Raw genomic sequence first — 18,772 nt, 5'->3', positions numbered from 1 at the left:
TCCTACTATTCCTTTGAGATAGGTTTTGTTTCTTATTTCATTTCACTCATACAAATAAAAATCTCACTTTCCAAATAGAAAGTGAGATTTTTTCACATTTAAATCCTTGATTTTATCCTTATTGCGTGACTTCTTCTCCCTGATAAATCCGAAAAGAAGGAACTATTTTATCGGAAACGATTTCTTTTTAACTCTTTATTTATAGCAGCCCTATTTGTTCATATAAATATTCATACGATAAATCAATGAATAAATAATGCTTCTCATTAAAAGGATAAGAAAAGGTCCGAATTATCTCCCCTGTTTCAATATCACTGTATAAGTCAGATAGTATTCCTTTCTTTTCTTTTCGCATTTTTAAAATATTCTCTAGGAAGTAAGGACGCCAGCTCCAATTCTTTTGTAAATACTCCGGCTGAATAACCCAGCCATCTTTTCCCTTAAAGATATTAGGTGATTCTTGAAAACCATCCTCATCGCATACATACATTCTAAATGCCATTTGATCGAGGTCCTTAACTAGCGAATTTAGTAAAACTTCATAACTATCCAACCTTCGATACTTCTGTAGTAGCTCTGAAATCTTCAATTGGAAGCTTTCCGTAATTTCATAAAGGGCTTCAAGCTTCTTCTTTTCATTCGATATAAAATGCTGACATTCTTTTTTCAATTGATCTTTTAGAATATCACGATCAACAAAATCCGGAACTGGCTTATGCAAATAAAAACCTTGGTAATAGCGTCCGCTATTTTTCCATGCATACTCAAGCTGATAAACCATTTCAATATTTTCAAAAAGCAGGGTTGCTCCAATCTTTCTCGCAAGCATTGACAAGGAATAAATAATATCTTGAAAACCAGGGGACGTATTCGTGGACCTTAAAGCCAACAAATCAACTTTTAAGATATTGGGAGAAATTTGCCCAATTCTGTCTAAGTGGCTTCTGTCATTTCCTAATTTATCTACGGCAATTCTAATCCCATACGTACGGTAATAATTAAGTAAATGATCTAAATGCTCAATATCCCCATGATAATTTCTTTCCGATATTTCAAGAACAATACGATTCATCGAAATCCCTTTTTCTTCGAATTCTAAAAGAATTTGAAGAAGTTCCTCTTCATCTCCGTGCATCAATAAATCTGCATCTCTATTTATAAAAATAAAGATATCGCTATCTAAGGTAAGACATAATTGTAATGCCTTCTTTAGAATATGATTATCCACTTCAATTCTGTATTCTTCAGGTATATTCTCGTCCAGAAAAAAGGGACCAAGGCTTTTATATTCTCCTTCGGTTTTGTATCTCCCTAAAATCTCATAACCGATGACACGATGTTCATCAGCACTGAATATCGGTTGAAAAAAAGGCACTGTATTATCTAAATCTGTTAAGATATCCAATGCATCCACACTCATACACTCCTTATATCCTCCTTTCACGACAAAAGGAACTGGCTGCCATATGCTTAAAGAGGATTTGAAAATTCAACCATTTTACATGGTTATAGCTATGTAAATTTCGTTTACATTTTATCACTTTTTGTTTATTTTTCATACAAATATTACCTATGGAAACTCTTCCGGTTCTTGGCAAGACAGTATGCTTCTTTTTCTCTCTATTGTTTGTTAGTATAAATGAATAATAGAATAGAACTTCAGTGATAGGTTGGGAGAACAGTATGCCCGAAAAAGTTTCAAGAAGACATTTTATAAAAAAAGCCCTTGGTACCTTCCTTACAGTTACAGGCCTTTCTGCAGGTGGGTATTATTATGCTGGACATATAGAGCCTTATCGATTAAAAATAAATCATATTCAAATTAAACATCCTAAAGTCCCGAATGGTTTTGAGCGTTTTAAAATGGTTCAATTTAGTGATACACACTTGGGTTTTCAATATGATTTAGAGCAATTTAAGCAAATAGTTGACAAGATCAATGACCTTAATCCTGATATTCTTTTTTTTACAGGCGATCTGCTTGACGAGCCGAATAAATACAAAGAGATTGAAAAAGTGGTTCCTATATTAAATCAACTTCAAGCTCCCTTTGGAAAGTTCTCAATATACGGAAATCATGACCACGGGGGGTATGGGTCAGACATTTATAAGGAGATAATGGAAAAAGCAGGTTTTACGCTTTTACTAAATCAATCAACTGAAATTAAACTCCTAAACGGCGATCGTATTTATATAGCTGGTATCGATGATGCAATGTTAGGAAAACCCAATATTGAAAACTCTCTGACTGGTGTACCAGACGAAGCTTATAAAATCCTTCTTTCTCATGCTCCAGATTTAGCAGACATTGCCGCTTCCTACAATATACATCTGCAACTAAGCGGGCATAGTCATGGAGGGCAGATCAAAATTCCTTTCCTGGGTGCTCTCGTAAAGCCCCCATTTGCAGAGAAATATTATGAAGGATCTTATACGATTGGGACAGATGACCCCCTTACACTTTACGTCAATCGCGGTTTAGGAACTACACGATTACCATTTCGGTTTTTATCAACTCCAGAGCTTACTATCTATACGCTTTCCTCAAAAAATTGAAAAAGAAGCTTGCAACAGCTTCTTTTTCATTTATTCCTATATAGGGAGTTTCATTGTCACTACGAAAATTATACTAATTTTTCTATTCTTCATCCTCCTGCAGCTGGTACACTTCTCTCATCAATACCAATTGATTGTTTAACTCTTCGTTTTCATTTGTTACGTATTGATAATGTCCTAAAGAAGATTGTTCCCGAGCTTTTCGATTATCATTCAGCTGCAGCTTCAAAACATGCTTGATCTTTTGCTTTAAGACCCCCTCAAAAATCGGGAAGAGTATTTCTACTCTGCGGTCCATATTTCTGGTCATTAAATCAGCAGAAGATAAGTATATTTTTTCTTCTCCGTTATGATGGAAGTAGTAAATTCTGCTATGCTCTAAAAAACGGCCAACAATACTGATAACGCGGATATTCTCACTTACCTTTGGCACTCCAGTCTTTAAACAACAGATCCCCCTCACGATTAAATCAATTTTCACACCTGCGAGGGAAGTCTCATACAACTTATTCATGATCACTTTATCTGTTAGGGAATTCATCTTCGCAATGATGCGGCCGTTTCCATATTTTCTATGATAAGCAATCTCTCGATCTATTAAGTCAATAAATTTATCTCTAATATCATGGGGAGACACGACCAAATGGTTGTACTCAGGCTTTTCCGTGTAGCCACTCAAATAATTAAAAAAGTTCGTTGCATCAATTCCAAATTTCCGCTTTGCGGTCATATAGCCCATATCTGTATAAATTTTCGCTGTTTGATCATTATAATTTCCCGTTCCTAAATGAACAAATCTTTCAATTTTCCCATTCCGTCTTCTAACAACTAAAGTAATTTTGCTATGTGTTTTCAAGTGGGTCATCCCATAAATGACGTGACAACCAGCTTTTTCTAGTTCTTTAGCCCACTGAACATTGTTTTCTTCATCAAACCTAGCTTTTAGCTCCACCAAGACGGTAACTTGCTTGCCATTTTCTGCAGCGCGTTTTAATGATTCAATCACTGGTGAATCACCGCTGACACGGTAAAGCGTTTGCTTGATAGCGAGAACATCAGGATCATCTGCTGCATCCGATACAAAATCAATGACAGGTTGGAAGGACTCATATGGGTGATGAAATAACAAATCTTGTCTTAGTACTTTACTAAATAAATCCTCGTTTGATTTCAAATCAACCGGCGGCTGAGGGATAAAAGCCTGGTAACACAAATGTTCCATAGTTTGTGATAAAGTCTTGTAGAAAGAAAATAAAAATGTTGGGTCTAACGGTCCATCTACAATATAAATATCTTTTTGATGTATCTCAAGCTCATCAATTAAATAAGAAACCACTTTCTCATCTTGAATATCCTTTCTCATTTCAAGGCGGACAGCAGCCCCCCATTTACGTTTTTTTAATTCTTTTTCAATTTCTAAAAGCAGATCTCTTGCCCCTTCCTCGTGAATGGTAAGATCCGCATTTCTCGTAATTCTAAATTGTGTTACAGATTCAACATGGAACCCTTTAAACATTTTATAGATAAAATGACAAATGACATTTTCGAGCAGGACAAAGATTTGTCCAGTCTCAGAGGGCACTTTAATAAATCGATCTAGTACTGCCGGCACCTGAACAATGGCTAGCTTACAAGGAGCATCATCATTAGTTTCTTTAATACTAACAGCTAAATTTAGACTCTTATTTAATAAAATTGGAAATGGTCTGTATGCATCAACAGCTAAAGGGGTTAACACTGGAAAGACCTGTTCATCAAAATACTCTTCTAGAAAATAAAGCTGATCTTCATTTAATTCATTAATATTAAAAAGATAAACTTCATTATTGCTTAATTCAGGCAGTATCACGTTCAACAAAGTATAGTATTGAGACTCTACTTGCTCATGGGCATTTATTGAAATTGCAGATAGTTGTTGTTTCGGTGTCATCCCTGCTTTATTTTCTGGTTTGTTAAAGCCGGCTTTGACTTGATCTTTCAGACCTGCAACCCTCACCATAAAAAATTCATCTAAATTAGAGCTGACAATCGCAAGAAATTTGAGCCTCTCCAATAATGGATTTCGGTGGTCTTGGGCTTCTTGAAGCACTCTTTCATTAAAAGCAAGCCAACTTAACTCTCGATTATTGTAATAAGCTGGGGAATTCAAATCAATATTCTCTCTCATGTGTTTGCACCTCAACTGACATTTCGTACCCATTCATCATGCTCCGGAAACTTTTGTAGAAATATGACGAATATTGTATCTATTTCGTTTATATTAAAAGGGTATCAGTTTTTTGTTAATCAATTGTAAACAGTATGTAAATTTTTATAAATTTCTAAATGTCAAATGTATATCCTTCTTAATCGCCTTCATTAAGTGCCTGACTTGTTTTTCAGCTTGGTATTTTTCCACAAAGACATCTCCTGAACATTGTAGTATGAATTCCATCTTGCCGTCTTGCGCCATTTGTAGATGTGCTGCTTTGATAATTCCTCTTTTTGAGGCATCAAGTGCTGCAGCCAGTTTCGTAATCGCACCAGCAACCCTGATTTCCAGAAATTCTTCCTTTGAGAACCAGTCGTGAAAGCGTTCATAATACTGCTTTAAAAGAGTATTATTTTTGAATGAAGCAATGAGAGCTAACTTCAACCGATCCTTATGTAATAACCCTTCTATAGATGTATTCGCTAATAAATAAAATGTATGCTGGCTGCTAACATCTGAATCAACATATTCGCCAAGATAATAAACGCGTGCACTTAAATCTACTAAATGTATTTTTTCCTCACTATGACCAACCTGACATAATTGAGAGATCTGTTGATAAATTTGTTTTGCTAAGAATGAGACATGCTTTGAATGATCTATTTGAATCCCATAATGATGAACAAGCTCATCGATACTGGCTCCGGCTATTTGTTCAGATTGAATTCTATCTCCTTGCTCCTTGTACTCCTTTAAGAAGATCCCATCTCTTAGTCCCTTCCTGCTAAACAAAAAGGTATCAGATTCAACATAGTTAGTGAGCTCAACAAAAACTTCAATGGCGGGAAGGATAATATCTGCTCTGTCTGCAGCCAATCCTTCAAGCTTTGCAAGCTGATCGACATGCAGTCCTTCAACTAAAGAAAGCACTTCTTGCAAATCCTGTAAGCTCATCGAATACTGATGAATACCTGATAACGGATAGTTCTTTAAATTTTGATGAACTTGTGCTACATTTCTAGCACTCCCTCCAATGGCAATTATCGGAACGTTTAGGTCTTTTAACCACGGCAAAGTTTTAAAGGATTCTACTATATAGTTTTGCAGCTGTTTTTTTTCCACAGCAGTAATTTTATCACCGTTAATGAACTGTTGACTTAGTGATACAACACCAAAGGGGAAACTATGCGAGTATTGAAGCTCACGGTCTTTAAAATATGTAATCTCTGTGCTCCCTCCGCCGATATCTATTGTTACAGCATCAGCAATCGGCGTAGTGTGAATGACGGCAAAATAACCGAAATACGCTTCCTCATTTTCAGTTAGAATGGTTACATCGAAACCAGTTTCTGTTTTTACACGTTGAGTTATTTCCTTTTTATTAAGAGCCTGTCTAATCGCAGCTGTTGCGACACATTTAACTTCCTTTACTTTATGAAAATCTAGTATTTCTTTAAAACCTTTTAAGATCTTTAATAGTGAGAGCATCCCTTCTTCTTCAAGGTACCCATTTTGATTTAAATGCCTGCGAAGTCTGGCCGCAGCTTTAATATTTTCAGTCTCTTTAAACTTTCCAAATTCATTCTTATTATAAATAACAAGGCGGATCGTGTTTGAACCAATATCAATTATTGCTGTCTTCCTATTGTTTTTAATCATACAAAACTCCCTTTACATAAAGTCTGTATTCAGCTAGTTTATTACTTATCATTTTATAATAGATTATTTTATATTGGGTATTATTTACACAATTATGATAACAACCTTTCCTTTTTACTGAAAATAAGGTTATAATATTATTAAGAAAAAAAACTTAAAGGCTAGAAAGGAGTCATTACTTTGAATCGGGAAAGGAATTATTCTCCTCCATTAAATCCAACGATTGAAAACCTCTCACAAGCTCTCTTCATCGTTAATCGTCATGCAAAAACTGCTCCTAATCCAAAGTTTTTATATAAATTAAAGCATGATGCCTTGCAAAAGTTATTAAAAGAAGGAAAAGCAAGAAAAATTGGTTTACACTTCTCTAACAACCCAAAATATAGTCAACAGCAATCGGATGTACTCATTGTCTGTGGTAACTACTCTTTCCACCTGCCACCTTCAAAAAGTGATTTTGAACAATTACCTCATTTGGGAAAGCTAGATCAAAATGTAAGAAATCCTAAAGCTCGTATTTCTCTAAACGAAGCAAAAAAACTGCTGTCAAGCTATACAGGTGCGAAAGAGGACTTTCCAAAGCAGCCTAAAAAAAAGCGTTACCAAAAGCCTGTCTTTAAAAGACTCGGTGAAAACTACTTTTAATATTAGACAGGAAAAAAGAAGCTAGCTTTCCGCGTTAGCTTCTTTTTATTTCACGTCATTATAGAATATACTTATCAATTAATAGAACTAGTTCTGCTATTTCCGGTTTAGATACCTGCCCGTCAGCTCCCACCATCTGACCTTTATGACGAAGATCATCCGTAATAAGAGAAGAGAAAATAATAACCGGTAATTTAGATAATTTAGGGTGTCCTTTAATACGCTTTGTCAAATGGTGTCCATCCATTTGAGGCATCTCAATATCTGTTATCACAATCTGTACGCTTTCACTTATATCTCTATTCGATTGGGCTAAATCCTCTAGATAGAGAAGCGCATCACGGCCATTTTCAAAGAATTCCACCTGATGAAAACCCGCCTCAGCCAATGTATCACTAAGCAGTTTTCTAAGTAAGGACGAATCCTCAGCAACTACTAATCTTTTCGTTGATCTTTCACGAACTCCTAATTTTTTTAGCTGCTGTACATTAATCCCTGATTCAGGATTAATATCAACGACAATTTTTTCAAAATCCAGTAGTAAAATCATTTCCCCGTGCAATTTAATGACCCCGATAACTTGACTGTCTGATCCCTTATACATATCAGACGGTTTTTCAATTTGATCCCAGGAGATCCGGTGAATCTGGGTTACGGTATGTACATGAAAAACTACTTTCTGTTTATTAAATTCAGAAACAATAAATTTATCCTGCTTTGGATCTTGTGAACGGGGAAAACCAAGTGCAGCTGCTACATCCACTAAAGGCAAAACCTCTCCTCTAAGCTCAATGATTCCTTCTACATTAGGATGGCTATGAGGGATATGTGTAACGTTAATCGGATTTATAATTTCTTTTACTTTAATGACATTTATCCCAAATTTATTATTCCCAATACTAAATTCCACTATTTCAAGCTCATTTGTACCGCTTTCGAGTAAAATCCCCTTGTTACCTTCCATTCTTTTCTTCCTTCCTCTTCATTCATGATAGATCTATATTACTACTATATCATGAATGCCCAACATTACTTTCGGCATATTTAAAATAATTCCTAAAAAATTGTGAATAAAAATAGTAAAAATGTTAATCCTGGAATGGAAAACTTTTTTTATGAATCTTTTGTAAATAATTATCGCTAATTTGATATTTATGTGAATTTTTTCACTAACCTATGGACTTTTGCTTTTATCCGCACTACAATGCAGATGTAAAAACAATAAAGTAAACTTTCCCGTTTGCTTAATAAATTAAAAGAGGTGCAAAAGTGAAATGAAGGGCACTGCCATTCTTTTTCAAAAAAACCAAAAAGTAACCATTATTGAGAATGTTGACCGATCAGTTTTTGATGAAATCAAAGACCAATGTGGGTGTGATCACTGCAACTGTAAACTAGACAGCAAAGTGGTTGATTTCGGGCAGGTATCCCCTGTTTTATGGCATGAAAATGAAGTAGATTGGGATTACGGCTATTAAGCATTAAAATAAATAGAAACAGCAAATGCCCCTTGTTTTTAGGGGCATTTTTCAGCTCCTTTCAACATAAAGGATTTAGTCCATTAAAGGCACAACTGTAACAGGGCATGCCGCTAGATGAATCACACTATATGTAACACTGCCTAATGCATGGCTGACGACAGGGCTCATGCCTTTAGAACCCATGACGATGGAATGTGCTGAGATTTCCTTCGCCACTTTTGTAATCTCAATCGAAGGTAAACCAATTCTTACTACACTTTCATATGAAATCCCCTGTTTTTTAATTAACTCTTCTGCAGATGTCAAGATTTTTCTTCCTTCATCTAAATAAAAAGCATCAAGCTGTTCTTTAGAAACATTGCCCACTTTTTCAAACCCATCATACTGCGGCTTTTGTACATTCATCAGTACAACCCGATCACCTTGCTTCATGATCGAAATGGTAAATTCTACAGCCTTAATGGATGAATCTGAACCATCAATTGGTACCAATACTGTATTGCCCATAACAACCCCTCCTATATGCTCAAATTAACGCTTTTAGAAAAGATAAACAAGACTTTTTTCGCTTATTTCAAAAAGATTTCTTTTTATCATTTGACGCTAGTCCAATTTTAGTGAAGTTTTACTTTATATTTATGATCATTGGATATATCATGATAGAATAACTAACGGACTGGAGGCTAATTTCATTGGAACATTTAATTAATCCCCATGTGAAACAAATAGAAATATCCGGTATTAGAAAGTTTTCCAACATGGTAGCGGGAACAAAGGATATGATTTCATTAACAATTGGACAACCTGATTTTCCTACGCCCGAGCATGTTAAGGATGCAGGCAAAAAAGCAATAGATCAAAACTATACATCTTACACTCATAACGCCGGGTTAGCAGAGCTTCGACAAGCTGCTGCAAACTATGTACAAGAAAAATATCTGCTTACCTATAACCCAGAGAAAGAAATCATCGTTACCGTTGGGGCTAGTGAGGCAATTGATATTGCTTTTCGTACGATTTTAGTTCCAGGATCTGAAGTGATTTTACCGGGACCTGTCTATCCTGGTTATGAACCTATTATTCAGATATGCGGTGCAAAGCCCGTTTATGCAGATACAACAGGCAATGGATTTAGATTAACCTTAGATATCCTTAAGAAATACATCACGGAACAGACACGTTGTATTGTCCTTCCATATCCTTCTAATCCAACTGGGGTAAGCCTCACAAAAGGTGAGATTCTAGAAATAGCTGCATTCCTAGAGGATAAAGATATTTTTGTATTAGCGGATGAAATTTACAGTGAACTGGTTTATGATCAAGATCATTTCTCAATTGGAACCGTCCTGAAAGATAAAACAATTGTGATTAACGGATTATCAAAATCACATTCAATGACTGGTTGGAGGATTGGACTCCTATTTGCACCTCAATATTTAGCAGAACATATCCTAAAGGTTCATCAGTATAACGTTTCATGCGCTACATCCATTTCTCAGATGGCTGCACTCGAGGCATTAACAGTGGGGAAAGATGATGCACTTGTCATGAAAAAGGAATACATAAAACGAAGAGAGTATATGTATGAACGATTGAATTCTATGGGATTTGAACTCGTCAAACCGGATGGTGCCTTCTACTTTTTCGTGAAGCTGCCTGGGAATTATCATAATTCCTTTGAATTTGCTCTAGAGCTAGTTGAGAAAGCAAAAGTAGCTGTTGTTCCTGGCAGCGCCTTTTCTTCCCTTGGTGAAGGCTACTTCCGCTTGTCATTTGCTTATTCAATGGATACGTTAAAAGAAGCTCTTAATCGAATTGAGCAGTTTCTAATAAGCTCTAAATAAAGTGCAGGGCAAATGCCCCGCACTTTTTTATTGTCCCCTATATTTACCATTATTTTTTGGTGCTTTCTCTTTCCTTGCCTTATCTTTATGGATCTTATTTGTGTCTGCACTGCCCATTTCATGAGCAAATTCCTCATTTAATACTGCTGAATCAAAGCCTTTTTTATTCTTTTGCTTTGCATCATTTTTTTTGTTTTTCTTTGCCATTTAACAGACCCCCTAAGATGTAATCATTGTTATTTTGATGTAATCTCAGGATTCTATGTACGAAAAAAAGTTACTTTAAATTCCAGTATTTGAAGAGTGCTTGTGTCCCGCTATCCTCTTCTCCTTGCTCTGCTAACTTTTTGTATAAGGTTACAGCAAGTTCAAGTCCAGGTGTATCCATATCCATTTTCCCCGCTTCTTCTATGGCAATTTTCATATCTTTAATAAAATGCTTGATATAAAATCCTGGCTCAAAGTCTCCCGAGATCATTTTAGGAGCTAAATTGGAAAGTGACCAGCTGCCAGCTGCCCCAGATTCTATGCTTTTCAAAACATTATTTGGATCTAAGCCAGATTTAACGGCATATGCAATCGCTTCACTGACCCCAATCATTTGAGAAGCGATCACAATTTGATTACACATTTTAGTATGTTGTCCTGCCCCAGGCATTCCTTGATAAACAATGTTTGTACCAAGAACTTTTAAGATTGGCAATACTGTTTGAAAATCCTCTTTTTCTCCTCCAATCATAATGGATAGGCGTGCCTCTCTTGCTCCTATGTCTCCACCTGAGACCGGTGCATCAAGTGCATGCATCCCCTTCTTTTTGGCAGCTTCATATATTGTTTTAGCTAATGTTGGTGTAGAGGTTGTCATATCAATTAGATATGTATTTTCTTTGCCATTTGGGATGATCCCTTTTTCACCTAGATAGACCTCTTCTACATCTGAGGGGTAACCCACGATTGTAATAATGACATTTGCCTTTTGAGCCAGCTCCATGGGAGAGTCGGCCCACTCTGCACCATTTTCTAACAAGTCTTTCGCCTTCGCTTTTGTTCTGGAATAAACAATAATAGGGTACCCAGCTTGTAAAAGATTGCTTGCCATACTTTTCCCCATAACACCTGTTCCAATAAAACCAATCACAGTATTCTCATTTGTTAGCATGCTAAATCTCCCTTCCAGCATAATTCACCACTATTTTACCACTGAATTTCCCATTAAGATACATGGACAAAAAAAAGACCAAGCAGCACTTTACTTGGTCTTAAATACATTCAACATATTATAATTGTGAAGAAAAATTAGTCAAGAATGCCGTTGCAATGACTTCCTGCTCCGTATAAACTTCAACTGAAACAGCATGCTGATTAACAATTAGTTCCTCTATTTCAAAGGTATGCATATCTTTTCTTAAGGGAATTGGCTGCATGTAGATAACCTGTTCTTTCGATTCATCTACTTCTAGAGTTAGTCCCTCGTACACTGATTCCTGCCCATAATAGATTTCTTTTGCACCTAGAGCATTAGCTAATTCTTCGTTATGTATGGACACTTTAATTTTATACATTGTTTCATCTGTGAATATCTTTTCATTAATTTTGAAACGAAATTGTAATTCGTTATTCTTTGTTAATAATGCTTCCGCATAGCGATTAACAATGGACTGATTTGCTTCAGAAGTACACCCCGTAAGTAAAAGAAAACAACTAACTAGTAAAGATAGCGTAACATTTTTGACCATGCCGTCCCCTCCTTACTATTTACCATTTCCTATTACCTTTTACATTAAACTCATTTATTGTGATTTTTTGGAAGAATTAAAGAGATTTAATCATTCCACCATCTACCAAAAATGAACTTCCCGTCATATAACTATTTGCATCAGAGGCTAAGAAAGTAACAACCTTAGCAAACTCTTCTGGTGTTCCATATCTTTTTAAAGGAATGTTTGCCTTTGAGTTTTTTTCTGCCTCTTCTACGGTTATTCCTTGTGCTTTGGCTCTGACAGAATCTAAATGCTTTGTACGGTCTGTAGAAATACGCCCTGGCGCAACCGTGTTGATTAAAATTCCATCCTTTGCAAGTTCTCCAGCCAATGTCTTAGATAAACCGGCAATACCCGTTCTAAAAGTATTTGATAAAATTAGACCAGGTATCGGTTCCTTGATCGAAGTTGATGCGACATTAATAATTTTTCCACCTTGTTTTCGCAGATATGGAAGGGACTCCCTAATTAAACGAATAAAAGATAGAAGGTTCAATTCAAAGGCATTTTGCCACATTTCATCTGTAATTGTATCGAATGAACCGGCAGGAGGACCACCAGCATTATTAACAAGAATATCAATTCCTCCATATTTCTTGACAGTATGATCAACCAAAGTGACAATCTCTTCATTATTCGTTAAGTCCACCTTAAAATAGTTGACCTGCCCCTTTCCGATGGATTTAAGTTCCTCTTGAACTCCAGAAAGCTTTTCTTCATCGCGGCCACAAATCATCACATTTGCACCTTCTTTTAGCAGTTCTTCGGCAATCGCCCTGCCCAGTCCTTGACTTGATGCTGCAACCAATGCTGTCTTACCAGATAAATTAAAGTTCATTGTTACTCCTCCTTCCTCCCCATTATATAGAAAAGAAAGCATAGAAAAAAGAACCGATTATCAACCGGTTCCATAGGGGGAAAATGACAATGATTTAGCTTAACGATATCAACCTAAGTGCTTACCATACTATACCCGCAAATCCACTTTCTAAACCTAGCTAGCTCGTTTTTTTATCACCGTTAACGGCTTCATTAACTGCCTGTATAACCTCTTCCGTTGTAGACATTTCCAAAACTCGGCGAGCTAGTTTTTCCATCTCCGTTTTCTCTAATTGCAGGATTTGTGACCGCGCTTTCAGAATTGAAGTCGCACTCATCGAAAATTCATCCAAACCTAGACCAAGGAGAATAGGAATCGCAGTTTCATCACCGGCCATTTCTCCACACATTCCTGCCCACTTGCCTTCCTTATGAGCTGCATCAATGACCATTTTCACGAGTCGAAGTATGGATGGACTATAAGGCTGATACAAATAGGATACACGTTCATTCATTCGATCTGCGGCCATCGTATACTGTATTAAATCATTCGTTCCAATACTGAAGAAATCTACCTCTTTGGCAAAAGCGTCTGCAATTATTGCAGTAGAAGGAATTTCAACCATTATTCCTACCTCAATATTGTCCGCTACCTTTACCCCTTCATTGGTTAGCTTTTCCTTCTCTTCTTTCAGCAGTCTTTTTGCTTCTCGGAACTCATCTATTGTCGCAATCATCGGAAACATAATTTTTAAGTTTCCGAACACACTTGCTCTCAACAATGCTCTTAATTGTGTGCGGAAAATATCTTGCTCCTCTAAGCATAGCCGAATGGCACGGAAACCTAAAAACGGATTCATTTCTTTAGGTAATTGTAAATATGGCAGTTCCTTATCTCCACCGATGTCTAATGTACGAACTACAACTGGTTTCTCTTTTATTCCCTCTAAGACAGCCTTATATGATTCAAACTGCTCTTCCTCTGTAGGAAGATGATCTCTGCCCATGTAAAGAAATTCAGTACGATACAGGCCTACCGCCTCTCCACCGTTATCTAAGACGCCTTTTAGATCTTTCGGAGTACCAATATTGGCAGCTAATTCAACACGGTAACCGTCCGCTGTTACTGTCTTTTCATTAACAAGCTTGGCCCACTCTGCTTTTTGTATTTCATAGGCTTCATATTCCTTTTTATATTGTTCGACAGCTTCTTGCGTAGGATTAATATGTACTTCCCCTTTTAATCCATCTACGATCACTAAATCCCCATTTTCAATTTCTTTTGTTGCTGTTCTCGTTCCCACAACCGCAGGAATTTCTAAAGAACGTGCCATAATAGCTGAATGGGATGTTCGACCGCCAATATCAGTCGTGAACCCTTTAACGTACTTACGGTTCAATTGCGCTGTATCAGATGGAGTTAAGTCCTCAGCCACAATTACGACTTCTTCTGAAATCATACTAGGATTTGGCAGCTGAACGTTTAACAAATGTGCTAGTATCCGTTTCGTAACATCACGAATATCCGCTGCTCGTTCTTTCATGTATTCATTTTCCATTGCTTCAAACATGGAAACAAATCGTTCAGCGATTTCCTTTAATGCGTGTTCTGCATTTACTTTTTCTGTTTTTATCATGTCTTCAATTGGATTCGTCAGTTCTGGATCGTTAAGAACAAGTAGATGCGCATCGAATATGGCTGCTTTGTCTTCTCCTAGATTCTCTTTAGCATGATCTCTAATACTTTCGAGATCTGTTGTAGATCGATTTAATGCATTTTGAAATCTTTCAATTTCCTTTGTAGGATTTTCTATTGTCTTCTTTTCAAAGGAAAGATTAGGTTCAACTAAGTGGTAAGCTTTTGCGATTGAAATGCCATTGGAAGCAGCAATTCCTTTTAAAAAACTCATTATGAGATTAACCCTTCTTTCATCATTGTTTCTTCAAGACTTCTTAGAGCTTCGTCTGCATCGTTTCCCTCAGCAATAATAGTGATGTCAGCATCTTTACCCACTCCAACTGACATCACCCCCATAATCGACTTTAAATTAACCTTTTTTTCATTGTACACAAGAAGAATTTCGGCATCGAATCTGCTTGCCGTTTGAACCAAAAGGGTTGCAGGGCGCGCATGAATGCCTGATTCAGCGGTAACCTTAAATTGTTTTTCTGCCATAAATAATCATACTCCTTTTATTCAATTATCCAAAAATAATGGGCATTTCTTTGATTAGGAGACCTCCCTAACGTTCATTAAGAAAAATTTTATTTACTATGATTATTTTTTCCGATAACAACTTATTCATGTATATAAAACTTCCATTATCTATTCTGCTTGGATGGTGTATTAATTTAAGATCAGCTACATCAGACCCTAGTGCATAAATTTTTTCACTTATTATCTATAAAATTTTGTGGTGAATTATTGAAAAATCTTCCTTTTATTATTATGATTTTACATAGAGGATGTATTTATCCAATAAAATCTTGCAAGTTCATTAAACCTAGAGGATACATATTGCTCCTATTTTCATATAGGCTAAGGTGATCAAAATGCTATTTCGCAGGGAAGAACCTTTTCGTTTTACATTTGGAGACCCCATCAAGGGGACATTCAGGATTTTACAGATAGATGGGATAAGTGGCCATACAAAGGAAGCGCCTGTTCTAATTTTGGATTTGAGTCCTAACGGAGTTAAGTTCTCTACACATATTAATTTGCCCATTGAAAAGAAACGTTTTTTAGTGGAATTAACTTTTGTCTTAAATGAAAAACAAATTACCATGCTTGCTGAACCAAAGTGGAAAAAGTTAGGTGCTCATTCTTCCTTAACTTATGGTTTAGTGGGGCTTGATAACATCGAAACCAAGAAAGAGATAATTGACGAATTGAAGGAATATTCTAGAAGAACACATCAAACTAAACTTAAAAAATAAAAACACCAGTCCTTTTATATAATTGACCGGTGTTTCTTCATTTTATACTTTATACCTGACTACTGATAGTACCATCAAACTGATCATATACTGTTCTTCATTCATTTTTATTTTGAATGATTCAGTGATTGACTAGCTAAATGTTGTTGCAGGTTTAACAGCTGATCAAGCTCCGTGCTTTTCCTAATGGTTTGGCTGCTTAGAATCCCTGTTTTAGAAGCACTTTCCATCATCTCAGTCCGTTTCCATTCAATTAAACGAATTAGATTATTATCAGAAAGAAGAGTACTCATCAGCATTCACCTCTAACATATATTTACATATATTTTACTACGATTATAATAAAAAATATAGTTCTTTATATACAGATTGGAATATTTTTGATGTATTCCACATCCGTTCGGTTTTAGCTTCTTGCTATTTCTCTATATTGATAAATGACATCTCCGTTTCTTCTTGCAATCCCTCTAAAATGTTTAAAGTCAGGTCTTTTAACAAGAACCTCCCTAATCGATAAAAAGTCCTCTTTTTTCACGAAGTATTCGGACATTTCTCCTCTTTTTAGCTTTTCGAACATGTCATTGATGAACTGCTCGTCCAATTGCCCCACTCCTTTCCCGATAAGTAAATAATAAAATAAAATCCCCTCTTATTTCAAAAAATACTTATTTATGGTTAATTTTTCAGAAAACTTCATAAGATTCTTTACGAATGAGAGAAATTAGTGCAAACTGTTAATAATATAAAATTTGGCAGAAAAAGGAGAGAGGTTGATTGAAAAAGGCAGAAGTCGGAAACGTTATTGAATTTAGAGATGGTCTGCAAGGTGTTGTAGAGAAAGTAAATGAAAACTCTGTAATTGTTGATTTAACCTATATGGGAAATTACCGAGATTTAGAACTTGATCAAAGGACCGTTGTCAACCATAAAAACTATAAAATTATCAAAAATTCTACCTTTTAAAATACGAAATTATTACTACCGTCCAGCCTAAGGTTGCTAACATAGTAATAATAAATTCTATATGTATGATCAAGTGGCTGCCGACGTTAAAGGAGGTGATTAGCACTCTCCCGCTGTCTACAGCCATTTTTTCATTAACAGATTTATCCTTCTTCCTTCGACAGTTCCTTCAAAGATTTCACTTTCCCATGTGGGTTTTGTTCCTGTTTCCTAACTGTCCACTCTCGTTCTTTTTCTCTTTTCGATTTAGTCATTCCTTACCCTCCTTTCATTTTTATTATCGTGAACTAAAATTAGGTTTTTTATCCTACACTATAGATAGTCCGTCACACCCCCTTCTAATACAATGCTGCAAAACTTTCCAACCTTACAGACTAATACCTAACAAAATATTTTATTATTTGATACAATATATCTTGGTTTGTTTGAAAGGGGTTTTAGAATCATGATTATACCTAAGCCGCTAACTGATAAAAAGCTCATCCTTGGGTTCTTTTTAGCTCACCTCTTGCTTTATTTTACTTTTCAAGATAAAAATGTGTTTTGGTATATTTTCACGGCAGCAATGTTATTTCTTATAAGTTATTCAATCTTTATGGAAGAAATTGAAAACCAGCTCACGTTCCTGACAAACCTTTTTTATGGACTGATCTCAGGGATCATCCTTTATGGTTTGTTTTGGGCTGGTAATTCTCTGATACAATTAGCAAATCTCCCTCTGACAAAAGATATTGCACAACTTTATAGACAATTATCACCAAGCCAACTTTGGCATTATATCGTTCTCTTTTTAGTCATTATTCCCGGAGAGGAATTTTTTTGGAGAGGATTTGTCCAAAAAAGATTGCATAAATATCACAATGTCCATTTCAGTGTGATTCTAGCTTCATTGCTGTATGCGTCTGCTCAAATATATTCCGGGTCCGCAATGCTGCCTTTTGCTGCCTTAGTGTCTGGCGTATTCTGGGGCTATCTTTACGCTTGGAAAAATAGTCTTCCACTAGTGATTGTGTCACATTTAATATTCGACCTTTTTCTTTTAGTGATTTATCCTTTAAGTTAACCTCTTGTTAATGTTATCCTTAAAACTAAACGGGCATGCTATCAATATAATGATTACTATGGTCTCTTTTAAATGTAACGTATTTGAGACAAATCACGTCTAATATTTTGAAATGATACTAAATAAGGGGGAGATAACATGAAAAAATTCCTAAAGATATTCTCTTTTATAACCATTCTTGTAATGCTGCTCTCTGCTTGCGGGACGACGGAAAATCCTTCAGAATCAGAGGATGGCAGTGACTCTGGACAAGTTAACCAAGAGGAAGAGCAAACAGCCGAAAATGGCAGTTCTGAGGAACCGGACGAAATAGAAGAAGCTAATGATAAAGGCAGCAGCGATAGCAGTGAAGATGATACTGTCCGTATATTAGAGCAAAATATTGAATATAATGTTAATGGAGAAACTCAAGAAGAGACCGCTTTTCTAAAAACAAGCGATAATCAAAATTACTCTATGTTCGTATTGCCAGATTATGAACTAACCGCCGAAGAACCAAATAAGGATATTGTATTTTTGTCTGAAGACGATGAAATTTCTATGAGAATAGAGTTATTGCCGGATGATGCGGATTGGGATTCAGCGATCAATACCGCAAAATCTCAGCTAGCTGTTGTTAATAATGAGGTTAAAACGATTGAACTCCCTGATGATGAATTCTTCACAAATGGAACAGCTTTTGAAGCTTCTTCCGATACAGATGTCGTGAAAGCATATCTAATTAAAAATGATGAATTATCATTAAAACTTACATTATTCTTGAAAAGTACCGAGGACCACACAGATCCATTCTTAAAAATGGCCCAAACAATCGTAAAGAATTAATGAAGGAAAGACTCGAAAATCGAGTCTTT

22 protein-coding genes are annotated in these 18,772 nt (G+C 36.0%); 8 read left to right on the top strand and 14 right to left on the bottom strand.

All coding sequences use genetic code 11. From position 1 onward, the window contains the following. Positions 1-199: 199 nt before the first annotated feature. Positions 200-1,414, bottom strand: a complete 1,215-nt coding sequence (locus CZ487_RS06690) for an EAL domain-containing protein (RefSeq protein WP_077211889.1) — start codon at positions 1,412-1,414, stop codon at positions 200-202. Between the two features lie 269 nt (positions 1,415-1,683). Here CZ487_RS06690 and CZ487_RS06685 point away from each other — a divergent pair, with 269 nt between their 5' ends. After that, positions 1,684-2,556, top strand: a complete 873-nt coding sequence (locus CZ487_RS06685; protein WP_077211351.1) for a metallophosphoesterase — start codon at positions 1,684-1,686, stop codon at positions 2,554-2,556. Positions 2,557-2,638: 82 nt separating this feature from the next. Here the strand turns inward: CZ487_RS06685 and CZ487_RS06680 are convergent, their stop codons facing one another. Together CZ487_RS06680 and CZ487_RS06675 are read right to left on the bottom strand one after the other, a co-directional pair. Continuing rightward, entirely contained in the window at positions 2,639-4,723 is a 2,085-nt protein-coding gene (locus CZ487_RS06680) for an RNA degradosome polyphosphate kinase (protein ID WP_077211350.1), read from the bottom strand. A 144-nt stretch (positions 4,724-4,867) separates the two neighbouring features. Beyond that, a complete protein-coding gene (locus CZ487_RS06675; RefSeq protein ID WP_077211349.1) occupies positions 4,868-6,406 on the bottom strand; it encodes a Ppx/GppA family phosphatase in 1,539 nt (512 codons plus the stop codon). Positions 6,407-6,586: 180 nt separating this feature from the next. On the opposite strand from CZ487_RS06675, the gene CZ487_RS06670 reads away from it, so the two are divergent. Then, the gene (locus CZ487_RS06670) at positions 6,587-7,051 is read left to right on the top strand and encodes a YkyB family protein (RefSeq protein ID WP_077211348.1); all 465 of its coding nucleotides are present in this window, start codon (positions 6,587-6,589) and stop codon (positions 7,049-7,051) included. Between the two features lie 58 nt (positions 7,052-7,109). On the opposite strand, the gene CZ487_RS06665 is transcribed toward CZ487_RS06670, so the two are convergent. After that, positions 7,110-8,015 carry a chemotaxis protein gene (locus CZ487_RS06665; RefSeq protein ID WP_077211347.1) on the bottom strand — a complete coding sequence of 302 codons (906 nt, stop codon included), beginning with the start codon at positions 8,013-8,015 and terminating at the stop codon, positions 7,110-7,112. Positions 8,016-8,325: 310 nt separating this feature from the next. Here CZ487_RS06665 and CZ487_RS06660 point away from each other — a divergent pair, with 310 nt between their 5' ends. Then, a complete protein-coding gene (locus tag CZ487_RS06660; protein WP_077211346.1) occupies positions 8,326-8,529 on the top strand; it encodes a hypothetical protein in 204 nt (67 codons plus the stop codon). A gap of 75 nt (positions 8,530-8,604) precedes the next feature. On the opposite strand, the gene CZ487_RS06655 is transcribed toward CZ487_RS06660, so the two are convergent. Beyond that, positions 8,605-9,039: a universal stress protein gene (locus tag CZ487_RS06655; RefSeq protein WP_077211345.1), complete on the bottom strand. Its 435-nt coding sequence runs from the start codon at positions 9,037-9,039 to the stop codon at positions 8,605-8,607. A 185-nt stretch (positions 9,040-9,224) separates the two neighbouring features. Here CZ487_RS06655 and CZ487_RS06650 point away from each other — a divergent pair, with 185 nt between their 5' ends. Beyond that, positions 9,225-10,376: an aminotransferase A gene (locus CZ487_RS06650; protein ID WP_077211344.1), complete on the top strand. Its 1,152-nt coding sequence runs from the start codon at positions 9,225-9,227 to the stop codon at positions 10,374-10,376. A gap of 27 nt (positions 10,377-10,403) precedes the next feature. On the opposite strand, the gene CZ487_RS06645 is transcribed toward CZ487_RS06650, so the two are convergent. The 6 genes from CZ487_RS06645 to CZ487_RS06620 all read right to left on the bottom strand — a co-directional run bounded on the left by CZ487_RS06645 (position 10,404) and on the right by CZ487_RS06620 (position 15,131). Next, entirely contained in the window at positions 10,404-10,583 is a 180-nt protein-coding gene (locus CZ487_RS06645) for a hypothetical protein (RefSeq protein ID WP_077211343.1), read from the bottom strand. A gap of 70 nt (positions 10,584-10,653) precedes the next feature. After that, positions 10,654-11,535: an NAD(P)-dependent oxidoreductase gene (locus CZ487_RS06640; RefSeq protein WP_077211342.1), complete on the bottom strand. Its 882-nt coding sequence runs from the start codon at positions 11,533-11,535 to the stop codon at positions 10,654-10,656. Between the two features lie 118 nt (positions 11,536-11,653). Then, positions 11,654-12,112, bottom strand: coding sequence for a hypothetical protein (locus CZ487_RS06635; protein WP_077211341.1), 459 nt, complete (start codon positions 12,110-12,112; stop codon positions 11,654-11,656). Between the two features lie 76 nt (positions 12,113-12,188). Beyond that, positions 12,189-12,974 (bottom strand): SDR family oxidoreductase, encoded by a 786-nt coding sequence (locus CZ487_RS06630; RefSeq protein WP_077211340.1) that lies wholly within the window; start codon positions 12,972-12,974, stop codon positions 12,189-12,191. Positions 12,975-13,134: 160 nt separating this feature from the next. Next, complete coding sequence (gene ptsP / locus CZ487_RS06625; RefSeq protein WP_077211339.1) at positions 13,135-14,865, bottom strand: phosphoenolpyruvate--protein phosphotransferase; 1,731 nt, start codon at positions 14,863-14,865, stop codon at positions 13,135-13,137. After that, on the bottom strand, positions 14,865-15,131 hold the full coding sequence (locus tag CZ487_RS06620; protein WP_077211338.1) for a phosphocarrier protein HPr: 267 nt from the start codon (positions 15,129-15,131) through the stop codon (positions 14,865-14,867). The genes ptsP and CZ487_RS06620 overlap by 1 nt, the downstream gene beginning before the upstream one ends. 377 nt (positions 15,132-15,508) lie before the next feature. Between CZ487_RS06620 and CZ487_RS06615 the strand changes: the two genes are divergently transcribed. After that, positions 15,509-15,892, top strand: a complete 384-nt coding sequence (locus CZ487_RS06615; RefSeq protein WP_077211337.1) for a hypothetical protein — start codon at positions 15,509-15,511, stop codon at positions 15,890-15,892. A gap of 107 nt (positions 15,893-15,999) precedes the next feature. Here the strand turns inward: CZ487_RS06615 and CZ487_RS06610 are convergent, their stop codons facing one another. Together CZ487_RS06610 and CZ487_RS06605 are read right to left on the bottom strand one after the other, a co-directional pair. Next, on the bottom strand, positions 16,000-16,185 hold the full coding sequence (locus CZ487_RS06610) for an aspartyl-phosphate phosphatase Spo0E family protein (protein ID WP_077211336.1): 186 nt from the start codon (positions 16,183-16,185) through the stop codon (positions 16,000-16,002). A gap of 113 nt (positions 16,186-16,298) precedes the next feature. After that, complete coding sequence (locus CZ487_RS06605) at positions 16,299-16,493, bottom strand: hypothetical protein (RefSeq protein ID WP_077211335.1); 195 nt, start codon at positions 16,491-16,493, stop codon at positions 16,299-16,301. Positions 16,494-16,666: 173 nt separating this feature from the next. Between CZ487_RS06605 and CZ487_RS06600 the strand changes: the two genes are divergently transcribed. Further along, positions 16,667-16,855, top strand: a complete 189-nt coding sequence (locus CZ487_RS06600) for a YkvS family protein (protein ID WP_077211334.1) — start codon at positions 16,667-16,669, stop codon at positions 16,853-16,855. 143 nt (positions 16,856-16,998) lie between these two features. Here CZ487_RS06600 and CZ487_RS27430 read toward each other — a convergent pair whose 3' ends face one another. Next, complete coding sequence (locus CZ487_RS27430) at positions 16,999-17,109, bottom strand: DUF6254 family protein (RefSeq protein ID WP_237562811.1); 111 nt, start codon at positions 17,107-17,109, stop codon at positions 16,999-17,001. A gap of 191 nt (positions 17,110-17,300) precedes the next feature. Between CZ487_RS27430 and CZ487_RS06595 the strand changes: the two genes are divergently transcribed. Then, complete coding sequence (locus CZ487_RS06595) at positions 17,301-17,918, top strand: CPBP family intramembrane glutamic endopeptidase (protein ID WP_077211333.1); 618 nt, start codon at positions 17,301-17,303, stop codon at positions 17,916-17,918. 138 nt (positions 17,919-18,056) lie between these two features. Next, on the top strand, positions 18,057-18,743 hold the full coding sequence (locus CZ487_RS06590; protein ID WP_077211332.1) for a hypothetical protein: 687 nt from the start codon (positions 18,057-18,059) through the stop codon (positions 18,741-18,743). Positions 18,744-18,772: the final 29 nt, after the last annotated feature.

The organism is Robertmurraya dakarensis, from assembly GCF_900156875.1.
Taxonomy (GTDB): domain Bacteria; phylum Bacillota; class Bacilli; order Bacillales; family Cytobacillaceae; genus Robertmurraya; species Robertmurraya dakarensis.
This window is presented reverse-complemented; position numbering and strand designations above follow the sequence as displayed.

Bases quoted from the DNA above. Each gene is read 5' to 3' on its own strand.
- CZ487_RS06640 (WP_077211342.1), bottom strand. From the start codon at position 11,535: ATGCTAACAAATGAGAATACTGTGATTGGTTTTATTGGAACAGGTGTT.
- CZ487_RS06680 (WP_077211350.1), bottom strand. From the start codon at position 4,723: ATGAGAGAGAATATTGATTTGAATTCCCCAGCTTATTACAATAATCGA.
- CZ487_RS06685 (WP_077211351.1), top strand. From the start codon at position 1,684: ATGCCCGAAAAAGTTTCAAGAAGACATTTTATAAAAAAAGCCCTTGGT.
- CZ487_RS06655 (WP_077211345.1), bottom strand. From the start codon at position 9,039: ATGGGCAATACAGTATTGGTACCAATTGATGGTTCAGATTCATCCATT.
- ptsP (WP_077211339.1), bottom strand. From the start codon at position 14,865: ATGAGTTTTTTAAAAGGAATTGCTGCTTCCAATGGCATTTCAATCGCA.
- CZ487_RS06635 (WP_077211341.1), bottom strand. From the start codon at position 12,112: ATGGTCAAAAATGTTACGCTATCTTTACTAGTTAGTTGTTTTCTTTTA.
- CZ487_RS06675 (WP_077211349.1), bottom strand. From the start codon at position 6,406: ATGATTAAAAACAATAGGAAGACAGCAATAATTGATATTGGTTCAAAC.
- CZ487_RS06620 (WP_077211338.1), bottom strand. From the start codon at position 15,131: ATGGCAGAAAAACAATTTAAGGTTACCGCTGAATCAGGCATTCATGCG.
- CZ487_RS27430 (WP_237562811.1), bottom strand. From the start codon at position 17,109: ATGACTAAATCGAAAAGAGAAAAAGAACGAGAGTGGACAGTTAGGAAA.
- CZ487_RS06615 (WP_077211337.1), top strand. From the start codon at position 15,509: ATGCTATTTCGCAGGGAAGAACCTTTTCGTTTTACATTTGGAGACCCC.
- CZ487_RS06610 (WP_077211336.1), bottom strand. From the start codon at position 16,185: ATGAGTACTCTTCTTTCTGATAATAATCTAATTCGTTTAATTGAATGG.
- CZ487_RS06590 (WP_077211332.1), top strand. From the start codon at position 18,057: ATGAAAAAATTCCTAAAGATATTCTCTTTTATAACCATTCTTGTAATG.
- CZ487_RS06595 (WP_077211333.1), top strand. From the start codon at position 17,301: ATGATTATACCTAAGCCGCTAACTGATAAAAAGCTCATCCTTGGGTTC.
- CZ487_RS06660 (WP_077211346.1), top strand. From the start codon at position 8,326: ATGAAGGGCACTGCCATTCTTTTTCAAAAAAACCAAAAAGTAACCATT.
- CZ487_RS06645 (WP_077211343.1), bottom strand. From the start codon at position 10,583: ATGGCAAAGAAAAACAAAAAAAATGATGCAAAGCAAAAGAATAAAAAA.
- CZ487_RS06630 (WP_077211340.1), bottom strand. From the start codon at position 12,974: ATGAACTTTAATTTATCTGGTAAGACAGCATTGGTTGCAGCATCAAGT.
- CZ487_RS06665 (WP_077211347.1), bottom strand. From the start codon at position 8,015: ATGGAAGGTAACAAGGGGATTTTACTCGAAAGCGGTACAAATGAGCTT.